Origin of the sequence: Jiangella mangrovi (assembly GCF_014204975.1) — a bacterium.
In the GTDB taxonomy this organism is placed as follows: Bacteria; Actinomycetota; Actinomycetes; order Jiangellales; family Jiangellaceae; genus Jiangella; species Jiangella mangrovi.
Genome location: NZ_JACHMM010000001.1, coordinates 4,796,225 through 4,810,890, shown reverse-complemented (window position 1 = coordinate 4,810,890; position 14,666 = coordinate 4,796,225). Strand labels below are relative to the sequence as shown.

General features: G+C 71.1%; 12 protein-coding genes. 6 read left to right on the top strand and 6 right to left on the bottom strand.

Features of this window, described 5'->3' with window-relative positions; translation table 11 throughout:
- Positions 1–14: 14 nt before the first annotated feature.
- Positions 15–1,733: an albusnodin/ikarugamycin family macrolactam cyclase gene (locus tag HD601_RS22180; RefSeq protein WP_184825542.1), complete on the bottom strand. Its 1,719-nt coding sequence runs from the start codon at positions 1,731–1,733 to the stop codon at positions 15–17.
- A gap of 62 nt (positions 1,734–1,795) precedes the next feature.
- Positions 1,796–1,936: an albusnodin family lasso peptide gene (locus tag HD601_RS22175; RefSeq protein WP_184825540.1), complete on the bottom strand. Its 141-nt coding sequence runs from the start codon at positions 1,934–1,936 to the stop codon at positions 1,796–1,798.
- Between the two features lie 160 nt (positions 1,937–2,096).
- Here HD601_RS22175 and HD601_RS22170 point away from each other — a divergent pair, with 160 nt between their 5' ends.
- From HD601_RS22170 to uppS, 5 genes are all read left to right on the top strand, one after another.
- Positions 2,097–3,323: an NsdA family TPR-like regulatory protein gene (locus tag HD601_RS22170; RefSeq protein WP_184825538.1), complete on the top strand. Its 1,227-nt coding sequence runs from the start codon at positions 2,097–2,099 to the stop codon at positions 3,321–3,323.
- Between the two features lie 153 nt (positions 3,324–3,476).
- Positions 3,477–3,746 carry a 30S ribosomal protein S15 gene (gene rpsO / locus HD601_RS34120; protein WP_184825536.1) on the top strand — a complete coding sequence of 90 codons (270 nt, stop codon included), beginning with the start codon at positions 3,477–3,479 and terminating at the stop codon, positions 3,744–3,746.
- A 233-nt stretch (positions 3,747–3,979) separates the two neighbouring features.
- Complete coding sequence (locus HD601_RS22160; RefSeq protein WP_184825529.1) at positions 3,980–6,208, top strand: polyribonucleotide nucleotidyltransferase; 2,229 nt, start codon at positions 3,980–3,982, stop codon at positions 6,206–6,208.
- Positions 6,209–6,215: 7 nt separating this feature from the next.
- Complete coding sequence (locus HD601_RS22155; RefSeq protein ID WP_221441204.1) at positions 6,216–7,535, top strand: insulinase family protein; 1,320 nt, start codon at positions 6,216–6,218, stop codon at positions 7,533–7,535.
- Positions 7,535–8,290 carry a polyprenyl diphosphate synthase gene (uppS, locus tag HD601_RS22150; protein ID WP_184825527.1) on the top strand — a complete coding sequence of 252 codons (756 nt, stop codon included), beginning with the start codon at positions 7,535–7,537 and terminating at the stop codon, positions 8,288–8,290. Before HD601_RS22155 ends, uppS begins: the two co-directional genes overlap by 1 nt.
- Positions 8,291–8,328: 38 nt before the next feature.
- Here the strand turns inward: uppS and HD601_RS22145 are convergent, their stop codons facing one another.
- From HD601_RS22145 to HD601_RS22130, 4 genes are read right to left on the bottom strand one after another with little or no spacing between them, the layout of a single operon-like run.
- Complete coding sequence (locus HD601_RS22145) at positions 8,329–10,044, bottom strand: HNH endonuclease signature motif containing protein (RefSeq protein WP_184825525.1); 1,716 nt, start codon at positions 10,042–10,044, stop codon at positions 8,329–8,331.
- Between the two features lie 50 nt (positions 10,045–10,094).
- Positions 10,095–11,573 (bottom strand): pyridoxal phosphate-dependent decarboxylase family protein, encoded by a 1,479-nt coding sequence (locus tag HD601_RS22140; protein WP_184825523.1) that lies wholly within the window; start codon positions 11,571–11,573, stop codon positions 10,095–10,097.
- 41 nt (positions 11,574–11,614) lie between these two features.
- On the bottom strand, positions 11,615–12,076 hold the full coding sequence (locus tag HD601_RS22135) for a TrmH family RNA methyltransferase (RefSeq protein ID WP_184825521.1): 462 nt from the start codon (positions 12,074–12,076) through the stop codon (positions 11,615–11,617).
- A 29-nt stretch (positions 12,077–12,105) separates the two neighbouring features.
- Positions 12,106–13,074: a GlxA family transcriptional regulator gene (locus HD601_RS22130; protein WP_184825520.1), complete on the bottom strand. Its 969-nt coding sequence runs from the start codon at positions 13,072–13,074 to the stop codon at positions 12,106–12,108.
- A 16-nt stretch (positions 13,075–13,090) separates the two neighbouring features.
- On the opposite strand from HD601_RS22130, the gene HD601_RS22125 reads away from it, so the two are divergent.
- On the top strand, positions 13,091–14,440 hold the full coding sequence (locus HD601_RS22125; RefSeq protein ID WP_184825518.1) for an MFS transporter: 1,350 nt from the start codon (positions 13,091–13,093) through the stop codon (positions 14,438–14,440).
- Positions 14,441–14,666: the final 226 nt, after the last annotated feature.

The following is a 14,666-nucleotide window of genomic DNA, read 5'->3' as shown; positions in this document are numbered from 1 at the left end:
TGGGACGGGTGTGTTCATGCCACACCTTCACTCGCTGCGCTGTAGACCCAGGCAGTGGGCTCATCACGCTGGACACTGCGCAGCCAGATCTCAGCCGCGATGACAGGTGCGATGCGGCTCCAGGCCACCTCGAGGCCGAATGCAGCCTGATTGAGCTGCCGCCGCACCCACGATGGTCGAATGAGCCCCCGCCCGGCCAGCTCGCCGTCGGCGAGGTCGAGGAACTGGCGAAGGTTCTGGCGTAGCCCTCGATGGTGATCAGCAGCGAAGGTTCCCTTCGCGCCGCGGAGCCGGACGCGGTCGGGCACCAAACCGGTCGCCGCGTCGCTCAGCATCGGCTTGTATCGATGGGGCGATGCACGATGGCGAACCGGTATGGTCAGCACCGCCTCAAGAAGGCGAGCGTCGAGGTAGGGATTTTCCAGCGCGATGCCGAAGGTGTCGGCCAGTTGAGCTTCGGTTCGTGCGGTTCTGGCTGTGTGGCGCACGTCGTCGATCAGGAACTCGTCTGCGCGGCCCAGCCCGTGCTTGGGTGCTGCGCCCAGCAATGCGGATACCCGATCCTGCGCCTCACGAGTCAGTCCCGTTGCCTGCGAAAGGCCGGCGAGTGCCGCCGCGTTCCCACTGACCGCGTCCCGTAGCCCGGCCCACGGGCTCGTGTGACGAAGCCGTGCCCAACCCTGTGCGTGGTGCGCGACTCGCAGCAGTCGACCTGCGCGGAGGAGGTCCGTGAGGTACACGGGAGGTGCCGCGAAGAGCGTGTCGCCGCCGTCGCCGGTCAGGTGGCAGACGACGTCCGCCGCGCGCAGCACGTCCAGCTCCGCCGACAGGCGACTCCAGGTCGTGGTCGACGGGGCAGGCTCGTCCGTCGCGGGGATCCCGCTGATGTTGGAGTAGGGCAGGTGAGCGTCGGACAGCGGGAGCTCGAGGTGATGGAGGTTCGCGACTTCCGCGGCTGTCCTCCTCGCATAGTCGAGGTCGCCGCCTCGGTTCATTCCAACGGGGTGCACGGTCACGGCGGTCACGGGCTGACGGCGTGCCGCGAGGACGGCCAGAGTCGTCGAGTCCAGGCCGCCGGACAGGTCGGTTGAGGACTTGTTCCCAGCGATGCGGCAGCTGACCGCGGCCTCCAACGTCTTGCCTATCTGGTCAACGGATCGACCTGGCTGGGCTTGCGGGCGGCGCCACGCCTCGTGCACGGTCGGCGATCGACCTGCGTTCATGCTGAGGCGATGTCCCGGTGGGACGAGTTCGACACCTGTCCATGCCGATGCCCCGGGCAGGGTGCGATGCGGCGCCATGAGATTTGCGGCAAGCCAGAGATCATCGACAGTTGCTCCGGTCAGCCCTGCGAGCGCTCGAGAGCTCGAAGCCCAGACGATGCCGTGATTGTCCGCGCGGGTGATGTAGATGGGCGCAGCGCACGCGGGGTCCGTGAGGACGGTGACGGACCCGTCTCGCCGCGCGAAGACGAGCGTGTAGGCGCCGGACCAGGTGGTCGAGGCCCAGTCGGGCAGCTCGTCAGGCAGAAGCTCGAGGTCCCTCGCTGTCGCGGAACACGGGCCGAGCACCACCAGCGTCCCCGCCCGGCGCTCGTCGGTTCTGACGTGACCGGCCGGCCAGCTGCCGACGACCCAGGTCGCAGGGTAGGTCGTCAGGAGCCGGGCTCCAGCGGGAATGCGAGCCGTGCCGAGCAGCCCTGTGCCGCCCCCGAACAAGCGAGCGTTCATCATTTGCCTCCGCCCTCTGCTGCTCACGGTGGCAGGGCTGCTGTGCCACCGTGAGCAGCAGGTCCTCAGCCGTACGGGTATCGCTTGTCCTCGACGCTGCTGCCGCTGCCGCCGGTCGTCAGCGAAACGGCATCGCCGAGATCGGTGATCTCGTCGCTCCGGTCGAGAACGCGATCGTCGCGCTGCGAGTCAGGTCGTTCCGGCATGTCTGGTCACCTCCTTCGGAATCGCCAGGCACTCCATCCCGGGGCGATCGGGTGCTCTAGATCGACCATCGCCCGCCGCATCTCTGTCGTGAAGGTGTCATGTCGGTGACGCGCTGTTGTCACCTGGCACGTCACCACGCGACATGTGAGACTTGATCGCATGGCAGGGCAGCCCATCGCAGCGTGGGCACAACGCATCCGCCGCGAGCGCACCTTGCGTGGGTGGTCGCAGGCGGACGCGGTGCGCGCACTGCTGGCCCACGGCGACTCTTCATTGCCGGATCGCGAGCACATCCTGCGTCGGTGGAAATCGTGGGAGGCCGGGGAGTCCACACCGAGTGGTCGCTACCAGGGATTGATCGCCAAGACCTTCGGCACCACCCGCTATGCGATCTTTCCGGCCCCGCAGCGGTCGGACGAGATCGCGGGTACCGGCATGGACACGCTCGAGATCCTGACCCGGCTCCAGCGTTCGGATGTCGACGGGGCGACGCTGGACGCTCTCAGGATCACCGTGGATCGGTTGTGTTCCGAGTATGCGTATGTGCCAGCCGATCAACTGCTCGTCGAAGGTCGGGACTGGCTCACGAGAGTTGCCGATCTCCGGCAGCGCCGCCTTACCCTTACCCAGCATCAGGAGGTCCTGGTACTCGCCGGCTGGCTCGCCCTCCTGGTCGGCTGCGTGGAGTACGACCTCGGGCAGGCGCATGCCGCCGAGTCGACTCGGCGCGCGGCGCTGAGCCTGGGCACCGAGGCGGGCCACGGTGAGATTCAGGGCTGGGCCCACGAGATGCGCGCCTGGTTCGCCCTCACGTCCGGTGACTACCGAGGTGTGGTTGAGGCCGCTCGAGCCGGTCGGGCCGTGGCCGGCGCCTTCAGCGTCAATGCCCAGCTCGCGGCGCAGGAAGCCAAGGCCTGGGCGCGGATGGGAGATAGGCGTCAGGTGGAAGTGGCGCTCGATCGCGGCAGAGATGCGCTCGATGCGCTGCCATATCCGGACAATGTTGCTCATCACTTCGTGGTCGATCCAGCGAAGTTCGACTTCTATGCCATGGATGTCTATCGGATCGTCGGCGTCGATTCGGTAGCGGAAAGCCTGGCCCAAGAGATCTTGAAGTCGGGGTTCGCTCATCGCGCGCCGATGCGAGTCGCGGAGGCGCGGATCACCCTCGGCGTGGTCGCCGCGCGTACGGGCGAATTGGAGCAGGCGGTCGATGAGGGGCGACGGGCGATCTCCGACGGTCCCAGGCGATCCCTGCCCTCTCTGCACATGGCGGCGGACGAATTGGCCGTGGAGCTCCGCACGAGGTATCCGGACGAGAGCTCGGCCCGCGAGTACGTCGAGAGGGTGCAGGATCTGGGTTCGACCACGACAGAACCGAGTTGACGGCGGACGACGGGAACGTTCTGGGGGTGGCTCGATTCGATCCTGGCTGCGGCGCGCTGGTATCCTTGGCGCCGCCGTCAGAACGGCCGCGGTTTCAGAGTGCACCGGTGGACATGCCCGGTTGCGCCGCGCAGCGATTTCAGAAGGAGTTCCGTGCCGACCGACACGAAGACCAAGCAGACCATCATCGCCGAGCACGCCCGCGGCAACGGCGACACGGGCTCGCCCGAGGTGCAGGTGGCGCTGCTCACGCACCGCATCAACCACCTCACCGAGCACCTGAAGGTGCACAAGCACGACCACCACAGCCGCCGCGGGCTGCTGCTGCTGGTCGGCCAGCGCCGCCGGCTGCTCAAGTACATGCAGCGGGTCGACATCGAGCGCTACCGCGCGCTGATCGAGAAGCTCGGCCTGCGCCGATGAGCTGAGGCCGTGGGGAGCGGACTCCCGTGTCGGGAGCCGCTCCCTTCGGCATATCAGCCATCGGTACCAATTCAATAACGCCAATCGATTCAGGGCGGCCGACTTGAACGCGGCAGGCCGGTCCTCGGTTGTGGTCCTCGGGTCTGTGGCGTGACCCGCGGGCTTCCATCGAAGACCGGCGCGTACGAGATCTCATTCGAGCGGCCTCCCGTGATGCTCCAGGAGGACGACCCATGTCGGGTCCGCAGATTCACAGCGCCGAAGCCGTCATCGACAACGGCAGGTTCGGCAGTCACACCATTCGCTTCGAGACCGGCCAGCTCGCGCAGCAGGCGGCCGGCTCCGCCGTCGTCTACCTCGACGACGAGACCATGCTGCTCTCGGCCACCACGGTGTCCAAGAACCCGAAGGACCACCTCGACTTCTTCCCGCTGACGGTCGACGTCGAAGAGCGCATGTACGCCGCGGGCCGCATCCCCGGCTCGTTCTTCCGCCGCGAGGGCCGGCCCAGCGAGGAGGCCATCCTCACCTGCCGGCTCACCGACCGGCCGCTGCGCCCGTCGTTCACCAAGGGCCTGCGCAACGAGGTCCAGGTCGTCATGACGGTCATGTCGCTGCACCCGGACCACCTGTACGACGTCGTCGCCATCAACGCGGCGTCCGCGTCGACCCAGCTCGCCGGGCTGCCGTTCTCGGGCCCCGTCGGCGCCGTCCGGGTCGCGCTCATCGAGGACCAGTGGGTCGGCTTCCCGAACCACTCGCAGCTGTCCGAGGCCGTCTTCGACATGGTCGTGGCCGGCCGGGTGCTGCCCGACGGCGACGTCGCCATCATGATGGTCGAGGCCGAGTCCACCGCTGAGACGTGGGGCCTGGTCCAGGCCGGTCGCACGGCGCCCACCGAGGACGTCGTCGCCGCCGGGCTCGAGGCCTCGAAGCCGTTCATCACCGCTCTGGCCAACGCGCAGAAGCAGCTGGCCGACGCCGCGGCGAAGGAGACGGCCGAGTTCCCGATCTTCCTCGACTACACCGACGAGATCTACGCCGCCGTCGAGGGCGCCGCCCGCGACGAGCTGGCCAAGGCGCTGACCATCGCGGCCAAGCAGGAGCGCGAGGAGCGTCTCGACGAGATCAAGGCGTCGGTCAAGGAGCGCCTGGCCGAGCAGTTCGAGGGCGCCGAGAAGGACATCAGCGCCGCGTTCCGGTCGCTGACCAAGTCGGTCGTCCGCGAGCGCGTCCTGCGCGACCAGGTCCGCATCGACGGCCGCGGCCTCACCGACATCCGGACGCTGTCCGCCGAGGTCGGCCCCATCCCGCGGGCGCACGGCTCGGCGCTGTTCGAGCGCGGCGAGACGCAGATCCTCGGCGTCAGCACCCTGAACATGCTGAGCATGGAGCAGAAGCTCGACACCCTCTCGCCCGAGAAGTCGAAGCGCTACATGCACAACTACAACTTCCCGCCCTACTCGACCGGCGAGACCGGCCGGGTCGGCTCGCCCAAGCGGCGCGAGATCGGCCACGGCGCGCTCGCCGAGCGGGCGCTGCTGCCGGTGCTCCCGGCGCGCGAGGAGTTCCCGTACGCCATCCGGCAGGTCTCCGAGGCGCTGGGCTCCAACGGCTCGACGTCCATGGGCTCGGTCTGCGCGTCGACGATGTCGCTGCTGAACGCGGGTGTGCCGCTGCGCGCCCCGGTCGCCGGCATCGCCATGGGCCTCATCTCCGGTGAGGTCGACGGCGAGCAGCGCTACGTCACGCTCACCGACATCCTCGGTGCCGAGGACGCCTACGGCGACATGGACTTCAAGGTCGCCGGCACGCGCGAGTTCGTCACGGCGCTGCAGCTCGACACCAAGCTCGACGGCATCCCGGCGTCGGTGCTGGCCGCCGCGCTGCAGCAGGCCCGCGACGCCCGGCTCACGATCCTCGACGTCATGGCCGAGGCCATCTCCGAGCCGGACGAGATGAGCCCCTACGCGCCGCGGATCATCTCCATCAAGATCCCGGTCGACCAGATCGGCGCGGTCATCGGCCCCAAGGGCAAGGTGATCAACCAGATCCAGGACGACACCGGCGCCGAGATCGCCATCGAGGACGACGGCACCATCTTCATCGGTGCGGTCGACGGCCCGTCCGCCGAGGCGGCCCGGTCGCAGATCAACGCCATCGCCAACCCGACGATGCCCGAGGTCGGCGAGCGCTACCTCGGCACCGTCGTCAAGACGACGAGCTTCGGCGCGTTCGTCTCGCTGCTGCCGGGCAAGGACGGCCTGGTGCACATCTCCAAGCTGCGCGCCCTCGCCGGCGGCAAGCGGGTCGAGAACGTCGACGACGTCGTCTCGGTCGGGCAGAAGATCCAGGTCGAGATCACCGAGATCGACGACCGCGGCAAGCTCGCCCTGACGCCCGTCGTCGACGAGGAGCCCGCTGCCGAGTCCGCGCCCGCCGGCGAGGCCGGCGACGCCTGACGGTCGCGTGACAACCCCGTCGACGCGGACGTTGCTGGGGGAGGACGACGGCGGACTGGTCCGCCGCACCGTCCTCCCCGGCGGCCTGCGTATCGTCACCGAGGCTGTCCCGACCGTCCGGTCGGTCGCCTTCGGCATCTGGGTGGGCGTCGGCTCGGTCGACGAGCAGCTCACCGAGGCCGGCGCCACGCACTACCTCGAGCACCTGCTGTTCAAGGGGACGCCGAAGCGCACGGCCCTGGACATCTCCGCGGCCATCGAGTCCGTGGGCGGTGAGATCAACGCCTTCACCGCCAAGGAGTTCACCTGCTACTACGCGCGGGTGCTCGACACCGACCTGCCGCTGGCGGTCGACGTCGTGTCCGACATGGTCACGTCGTCGCTCATCGCGCCGGCCGACGTCGAGAGCGAGCGCGAGGTGGTGCTTGAAGAGATCGCCATGCGCGACGACGACCCGTCCGACGCCGTGCACGACCTGCTGGCCACCCGCATGTGGGGCGACAGCCCGCTGGGCCGGTCCATCCTCGGCACGGTCGAGAGCATCACGGGCATGGCCCGCGACACCGTCAACGACTACTACCGGCGCCACTACCTGGCCCGCAACATGGTCGTCGCCGTGGCCGGCAACGTCCGTCACGACGAGGTCGTGGCGCTGGTCGAGAAGGCGTTCGGCGAGGCCGGCTTCCTCGACAGCAGCGACGAGCCCGCGGCACCGCGCACGGGTGGCGAGGCGCCGCCGGCCGGTCAGGGCGTCACGCTGCTGCACCGGCCGACCGAGCAGGCCAACGTCGTGCTGGCCGTCCCCGGACTGGCCCGCAATGACGAGCGCCGGTTCGCGCTCGGCGTGCTCAATGCGGCACTGGGCGGCGGCATGTCGTCGCGGCTGTTCCAAGAGGTCCGCGAGCGGCGCGGGCTGGCGTACTCGGTCTACTCCTACGCGGCGCAGCACGCGGCGGGCGGGCTGCTCGGCGTGTACGTCGGGTGCCAGCCGAAGAAGGTCGACCAGGTGCTCGAGCTGTGCCGCACCGTGCTGGCCGACGTCGTCGCGGGCGGCATCACGCCCGAGGAGCTGGCGCGCGGCAAGGGACAGGCCCGCGGCGGGCTGGTGCTCGGGCTCGAGGACACCAGCGCGCGCATGAGCCGGCTGGCCAAGGCCGAGCTGGTCTATGACGAGCTGCCGAGCGTCGACGAGCTGATCGCCCGGGTCGACGGCGTCAGTATCGACCAGGTCTCCGATCTCGCCCGCGCCCTGCTGCCGGCGACGCCGACGCTCGCCGTGGTCGGGCCGTTCGAGTCGGCGGGCCGGTTCGAGGCCGTGCTGGACTGATGCCGCTGTCGCCGCGCGTGCTGCTGTACCGGTGGTATGCGCGGCGCCTGTCCGCGTCGGTGCGGTCGGCCGGCGTGCTGCCGCGGCACATCGCCGTCGCCATGGACGGCAACCGGCGCTGGGCCCGTCAGGCCGGCTACGCCGACCCGACCGTCGGGCACCGGTTCGGCGCCGAGCACATCGACGAGCTGCTGACCTGGTGTTCGGCCATCGGGATCGGTCACGTCACCGTGTACGTGGCGTCGTCGGACAACCTGCGCAAGCGCTCGTCCGACGAGGTCGACCACCTCATGCGCATGGTCGAGGAGGTCGTCGCGACTCGGCTGGCCTCGCCGGGGCACGAGTGGCGGCTGCACGTGGCCGGCCGGCTCGACCAGCTGCCCGACAGCACCCGCGACGCGCTGAAGCTCGCGGTGGAGTCGACGGCGGGGCGTTCCGACGGGCTGGAGCTGACGGTCGCGATCGGCTACGACGGCCGTCAGGAGATCGTCGACGCCGTCCGCTCCTTCCTCGACGACGGCGGCTCGGCGGACGGGATGACGCCCGAGGCCATCGCCCGCCACCTCTACACCCGCGGCCAGCCGGAGCCCGACCTCGTCATCCGCACCAGCGGCGAGCAGCGGCTGTCCGGCTTCCTGCTCTGGCAGGCCGCGCACGCCGAGCTCTACTTCTGCGACGCCTACTGGCCCGGCTTCCGCCAGGTCGACTTCCTCCGGGCGCTGCGCACCTACGCCCGCCGGACGGCGCGGCAGTAGCACCCCCAGGCCGCCGAACCGCGGTCGAGCGTGACGCCTCAGGCTGCTCGGACGTGGTCGGGTGGATGCTTGGGCGAGCCGGTTTCGCGCAGCGTGGCTTGCAGGTCGACACGCCACGGCACAGTGCCGAGGGCGTCGACGACCCGGTGGTAGGTGTTGCGTCGTGGTTGCCGGCCGGGGTCGATCCACGGTGGCGGGATGAACTCGGGGTGGCCGTCGGCGCCGACGCGCACGGTCCAGCCGCGGTGGTGGACGCTGCGGTGGTGGTGTCCGCAGAGCAGCACGAGGTTGTTCAGGTCGGTGGCGCCGCCGTCGGCCCAGTGCTCGATGTGGTGTGCCTGGGTCCAGGCGGCCGGGCGGGAGCAGCCGGGGAACGCGCATCCCTTGTCACGGGCCACGAGCGCGACCCACTGTCCGGGTGTCACGGTTCGGTACTGCCGGCCCACCTCGAGCGGGACTCCGTCCGGGCTGGTGAGCACGCGGGACACGCCGGCGTCACAGGCCAGCCGGCGCAGCGCTTCGGGGGTGATCGGCGTGCCCCACATGGACACCGCTTTCGGGCAGCCGGGCTGCTGACGCAGGGTCGGCAGCGACGCGATGACGGTGATGTGCGGCCGGGCGCCACGCGCGCCGGGCAGGAGGTCGCCGTGGTCCATGGCTCGCTTGCACAGCTCGATGAGCGCCTCACCGGTCCGGGTGGCGTGTGCGCGCGGATCCGGGGTGCCGTCGGCGGCGGGGTTGGGCGCGGCCAGCGGGGCCAGGGCCGTCGTGATGAGATCGGCCGCCTCGGCTGAGAAGCAGCCGTAGGCCCGGACCGTGCCGTCGCCGTTGTCCACGAAGCCGAACATCGTCGTGGCCTCGGCCCGCTCTTCGGGCCGGTCGTTGTCCAGACGCTCACCGGAGCCCGGCGCGTCGGCGCCGGTCGGCTGCGGGCCTGCTGTCTCCCGCTCGTGCTGGCGGGCCAGCTCGTGTGCGCCGGTGACGGCCGTGGCCAGGTGGGAGCCGAGGCGGGCGAGGTTGCGGGGATCGTGGCGGGTGGCCTGCACGGCGAGGAACGCTTCGGCCTCGGCCCACGTGAGGGTATCGATCGAGGCCGGCAACCTCTTGAGCGCGCGCTGGATGACCTGGGCGTGCTCGACGGAGATGGTGCCGGCCCGCAGCGCCCATGCCGTGCACGGCAGGTACCGGCGAGCGGCCGGCGTCAACTCCGCCAGGGCCGCCACGGGTATGCCCAGACCACTCCGGGCGCGGTCGTCGGCTGTGACCGTGGCAGCGGCAGCAGCGGTCACCGGCTCGGCGGCGGCGACGCCTGCATCGGCCCGACCTGTTCCATCAGCTGCCGGATCCGGATAGCCGGCACCGTGACCGGCACCGATCACCTCGCTGCTGGCAGCGTCGTGCACGATGCCGGCGACGCCGAGCAACTGGGCGTCCACGTCCAGCAGTGCGGCCAGCTCGACCCGTCCCTTCGCCACACCGTGGTCGAGCCGCAGCCGATCGCGCAGCCAGTCCGACGTCGACGTCGCACCGACCGATGTGCCGAGCCCGCGGCGATCGGCCTCGCGGACCAGCCCCAGCCCCAGCGTTGCGAGGCGCGCGGAGAGGGCCTCGTGGGCCACCGTGAGCCGCGCCAACTCGTCGGAGCCAAGGCCCCACATGGGCGCATCCTCGACGCTCGAGATCGCCGACTCCACAGCGTCCAGCGCCGCGGCCACCGGGTGACCACGCACAGGAGAAGGAGTCGAATCGAACATGTAAATGATCTTAACCGGACCCACCGACAAGGTCGGAAGGCGACCGCCCTCTAGCCGGCCGCGTGCAGCCGCCGGCCATGCGTCACCACGTCGTCGACGAGCGTCTCGACGTGTGAGGCCTCGGTGCGGTAGCTGATGAGGCAGGCCCGGATCGCGTACCGGCCCCGGATCACGGCGTTCGACGGGTACACCCGGCCGGCACGTTGCACGGCGTAGAGGATGCGCTCGTTGAGGTCGTCGAGGTACGCCTCGCCGAGGTCGGCGCCACCGGGCGGCACGTACCGGAAGCAGACGATCGACAGCTCGGGATCGGCCAGCGCCTCCAGCTCGTCGTGCGCTCCGACCAGGCGGTGCAGCCAGGCGGCCAGCTCGACGTCGTGGCGGATGCGCCGTGCCATGGCGTCCCAGCCCTGCGCCAGCAGCGACACCCAGACCGGCAGCGCGTCGAACGGCCGCGTGAACTGCGGAGTCCACTGGTAGCGCAGCACCATGTCGTTCAGCACGGTGGCGTCGAGCTTCGTATAGTCGGGCTGCAGGGTGAACGCGGCGATGTGGCGGGCCTGGTCGCGGAAGAGCACGAGGCTGGCCGAGATCGGGATGTTCATCCACTTGTGCGGGTCGCAGGTGACGGAGTCCGCCCGCGAGATCCCGGCGAACCGCGGCTTCAGCTCGTCGACCATGGCGGCCGGCCCGCCGTACGCGGCGTCGACGTGGAACCAGCAGCCGTATCGCTCGGCGACGTCGGCCAGCTCGTCCAGCGGGTCGATCGCGCCCATCTCCGTCGTCCCCGCGGTGGCCACGACGGCGAGCGGCTTGACGCCGTCGGCGATGTCCTGCCGGATCGCTGCCTCGACGGCGGACGCCTGCAGCCGGAACCGGTCGTCGGTCGGCACCCGCCGCACGGCCGCCGTCCCGAGGCCGAGCAGGTCCGCGGCCCGGTCGACCGTCTCGTGCACGTCGTCGGACGCGTAGATCGCCAGCCGCGGACCGCCGGCGACCCCGTCGCGCCGCACGTCCCAGCCGGCCAGCGAGTCGCGGGCGACCGCGAGCGCCATGAGGTTCGCCGTCGCGCCGCCGGTGACGAACGCGCCCGACGTCTCCGGCGGCAGCCCCAGCCGGGCGGCGAACCAGGCCAGGACGTGGTTCTCGATCTCCGTGGCGCCGGGGCCGAGCGGCCAGCCGCCGAGGTTCTGGTTGATGCCGGCCGCCAGCAGCGCCGCGGGCGCGCCCGGAACCGTGCCGGCGCCGGTGATGTAGGCCATGAACCCGCCGTGCCCGGTCTGCGCGCCGTGCTCCATGACGACGGTGCGCAGGTGCTCGAGCAGCTCGTCGTCGGTCAGCGGCTTGTCCGGCACGTCGCGGCCGTCGACGACGGCGGCCCGGGTCTGCGCGGGCGTGTGCGGATGGGCGACCGGCAGTTCCGGCAGCCGCCGCAGGTACTCCGTCCAGAGGTCCAGGGCGGCCGTGCCGAACTCGGCGGCGCGGTCGGGAGTCCAGTCGAGGTCGGTGAGGGGTTCGGGTCGCTGCATGGCCCGACGCTACTCCCGCGCCCGTGTGACGGAGCGGGTGATCAGATCCCGTGATAGTCGTGCTGGCGCCAGGCCTCGTAGACGGCGACGGCGGCGGAGTTCGAGAGGTTGAGCGAGCGCCGTCCGGCCAGCATCGGGATCCGGACGCGGTCGGTGACCATCGGGTCCGCGAGCACGTCCGGCGGGAGGCCGGTCGGCTCCGGGCCGAACAGCAGGACGTCGCCGGGCCGGTAGGCGATGTCGCTGTGCCGCGTGGTGCCGCTGGTGGCGAAGGCGAAGACGCGCTCGGGCTGGAGGGCCGTCCAGGCGGCGGCGAGGTCGTCGTGCACCGTCACGTTCGCGAGGTCGTGGTAGTCGAGGCCGGCGCGGCGCAGCTTGGCGTCGTCGAGGTCGAAGCCGAGCGGGCGGATCAGGTGCAGGTGAGCGCCCGTGGCGGCGACCATGCGGATCGCGTTGCCGGTGTTCGGCGGGATGCGCGGCTCGTAGAAGACGACGTGGAACACGGTGCGAGAGTACGGGGTGGGCGACGGCGTCAGCTGCGGAAGGTGCGGCGGTAGCCCGACGGCGACACGCCCAGGCTGGCGCGCAGGTGCTGGCGCATCGAGGCGGTCGTGCCGAAGCCGCAGCGGCGGGCGACCTCGTCGACGCTGAGGTCGCTGTCCTCGAGCAGGTGCCGGGCGCGGTCGACGCGCTGCTGGATGAGCCACTGGCCGGGGCTGACGCCGAGCTCCTGGCGGAACCGGCGGGTGAACGTGCGCACGCTCATCGACTGCCGGGACGCGAGGTCATGCAGCGTCAGGGGCTGGTCGAGGTGCGCGACCGCCCAGCTGCGCGCGTCGGCCGTGGTCAGCGCCTCGGGCTCGGGGACCGGCCGGTCGACGTACTGGGCCTGGCCACCGTCGCGCCACGGCGGGACGACGCAGCGGCGAGCGGCGCGGTTGGCGACGGCGGTGCCGAAGTCGCGGCGCACGATGTGCAGGCACAGGTCGACTCCGGCCGCGACCCCCGCGGAGGTGAGGATGTCGCCGTCGTCGATGAACAGCACGTCGGGATCGAGCTTGACCTGCGGGAACAGCTCGGCGAAGCGGTCGACGCTGCGCCAGTGCGTGGCGGCCGGGCGGCCGTCGAGCAGCCCGGCGGCGGCCAGCGCGAACGCGCCGGTGCAGATCGAGACGATGCGCGTGCCGGGCGTGATGCGGGCGAACGCCGCCGCGAGGTCGTCGGGGAGGGTGCCGTCGCGCGACACGCTGGTGGTCTCGTACGACGCGGGGACGACGACGGTGTCGGCCCGGGCGAGCGCCTCGGGGCCGTGCGGGACGACGACGTCGAAGTCGGCGTCGGTGCGGACGGTGCCGCGGTCCAGGCCGCAGGTGTGCACCTCGTACAGCGGGCGGCCGTCGGTCGTCCGGGCCGCGCCGAAGATGCGCGCCGGGATGGCCAGCTCGAACGGGATGACGCCGTGCCGCGCGAGCACGACCACGCGGTGGGGTCCTGCGGTCATGGCCGGATTCTTTCACATGGTGACTGTCCGGCCACTGGCGGCGTCGGCGGTGGTGCTTCAGGATCGTCGGGTGACGCCGACCGTGCCCGTCCGCCCGCCGCGTCAGGTGGGCCGGATTCATCGCGCCTGGTGGGTGGCATTGGTGGCGTTCGTCGCGCTGGTCGGGGCGGCGGCGTTCCGGGCCACGCCGAGCGTGATGATCGAACCGTTCCGCGAGGAGTTCGGCTGGTCGCACGGGACGATCTCGTTCGCGATCTCCGTCAACATCATGCTGTACGGGCTGACCTCGCCGTTCGCGGCCGCGCTGATGGAGCGCTTCGGCATACGCCGGGTCGTCGCGTGCGCGTTGTCGCTGGTCGCGGCCGGCAGCGGCCTCACGGTGCTCATGACGGCGAGCTGGCAGCTGGTGCTGTGCTGGGGCCTGCTGGTCGGGCTGGGGACCGGGTCCATGGCGCTGGCGTTCGTCGCCACCGTCACCGACCGCTGGTTCGTGGCGCGCCGCGGCCTGGTGTCGGGCATCCTGACCGCCGGGACGGCGACCGGCCAGCTGGTCTTCCTGCCGCTGCTCGCCGTGCTGGTCCAGGACCGCGGCTGGCGGTCGGCGTCGCTGGTCGTGACGGGGGTGGCGGTGGCCGCGGTGCCGCTGGTCTGGTTCCTGCTGCGGGACCGGCCGGAGGACGTGGGGGTGCGGGCGTACGGCGCGCCGATGGACGCGCCGCCGTCGCCCGTGGTGGCGGCCGGCGGGGCGGGCCGGCGGGCGATCGGCGCGCTCACGTCGGCCGCGCGGACCAAGGCGTTCTGGCTGCTGGCCGGGACGTTCGCGATCTGCGGCGCGTCGACCAACGGGCTGGTCGGCACCCACTTCGTCCCCGCGGCGCACGACCACGGCATGCCGGTGACGACGGCGGCCGGGCTGTTGGCGGTGGTCGGGATCTTCGACCTGATCGGCACGGTGGCGTCGGGCTGGCTCACCGACCGGTTCGACCCGCGGCTGCTGCTCGGCGTGTACTACGCGCTGCGCGGGGTGTCGCTGATGGTGCTGCCGCTGCTGCTGGCCGACACGGTGCACCCGCCGATGCTGTTCTTCATCGTCTTCTACGGCCTCGACTGGGTCGCGACGGTCCCGCCGACGATCGCCCTGTGCCGCGAGCACTTCGGCGCGTCCGGCCCGATCGTGTTCGGCTGGGTGCTGGCGTCGCACCAGATCGGGGCGGCGCTGGTCGCGTTCGGCGCCGGCCTGACGCGCGACGCGTACGGCAGCTACGACATCGCCTGGATCGGCGCCGGCGCCCTGTGCGCGATGGCCGCGGCGATGGCGCTGGCGATCCGTCGCGGGGTGGTGGCGCGACCGGGCGTGCCGGTGTAGGGGGCGCCGGCGGCATCGCGACGGTGTGTGATCACTGCCCCGTGTGGGTGAGGAGACGGTCGTCACAGCGACAGCAACGCCACACAGATCACGCAGCGTTCTCAGATCGACCTGGCTGATGCGCGCCACTATCGGGCCTCGACGCGCTCGTGAGTGCCTGACGGATCAGCGAGAGGTGCGGGGGTGGTCGACGACGGCCTGCGGACGATCCGTCGGACACGCTGAG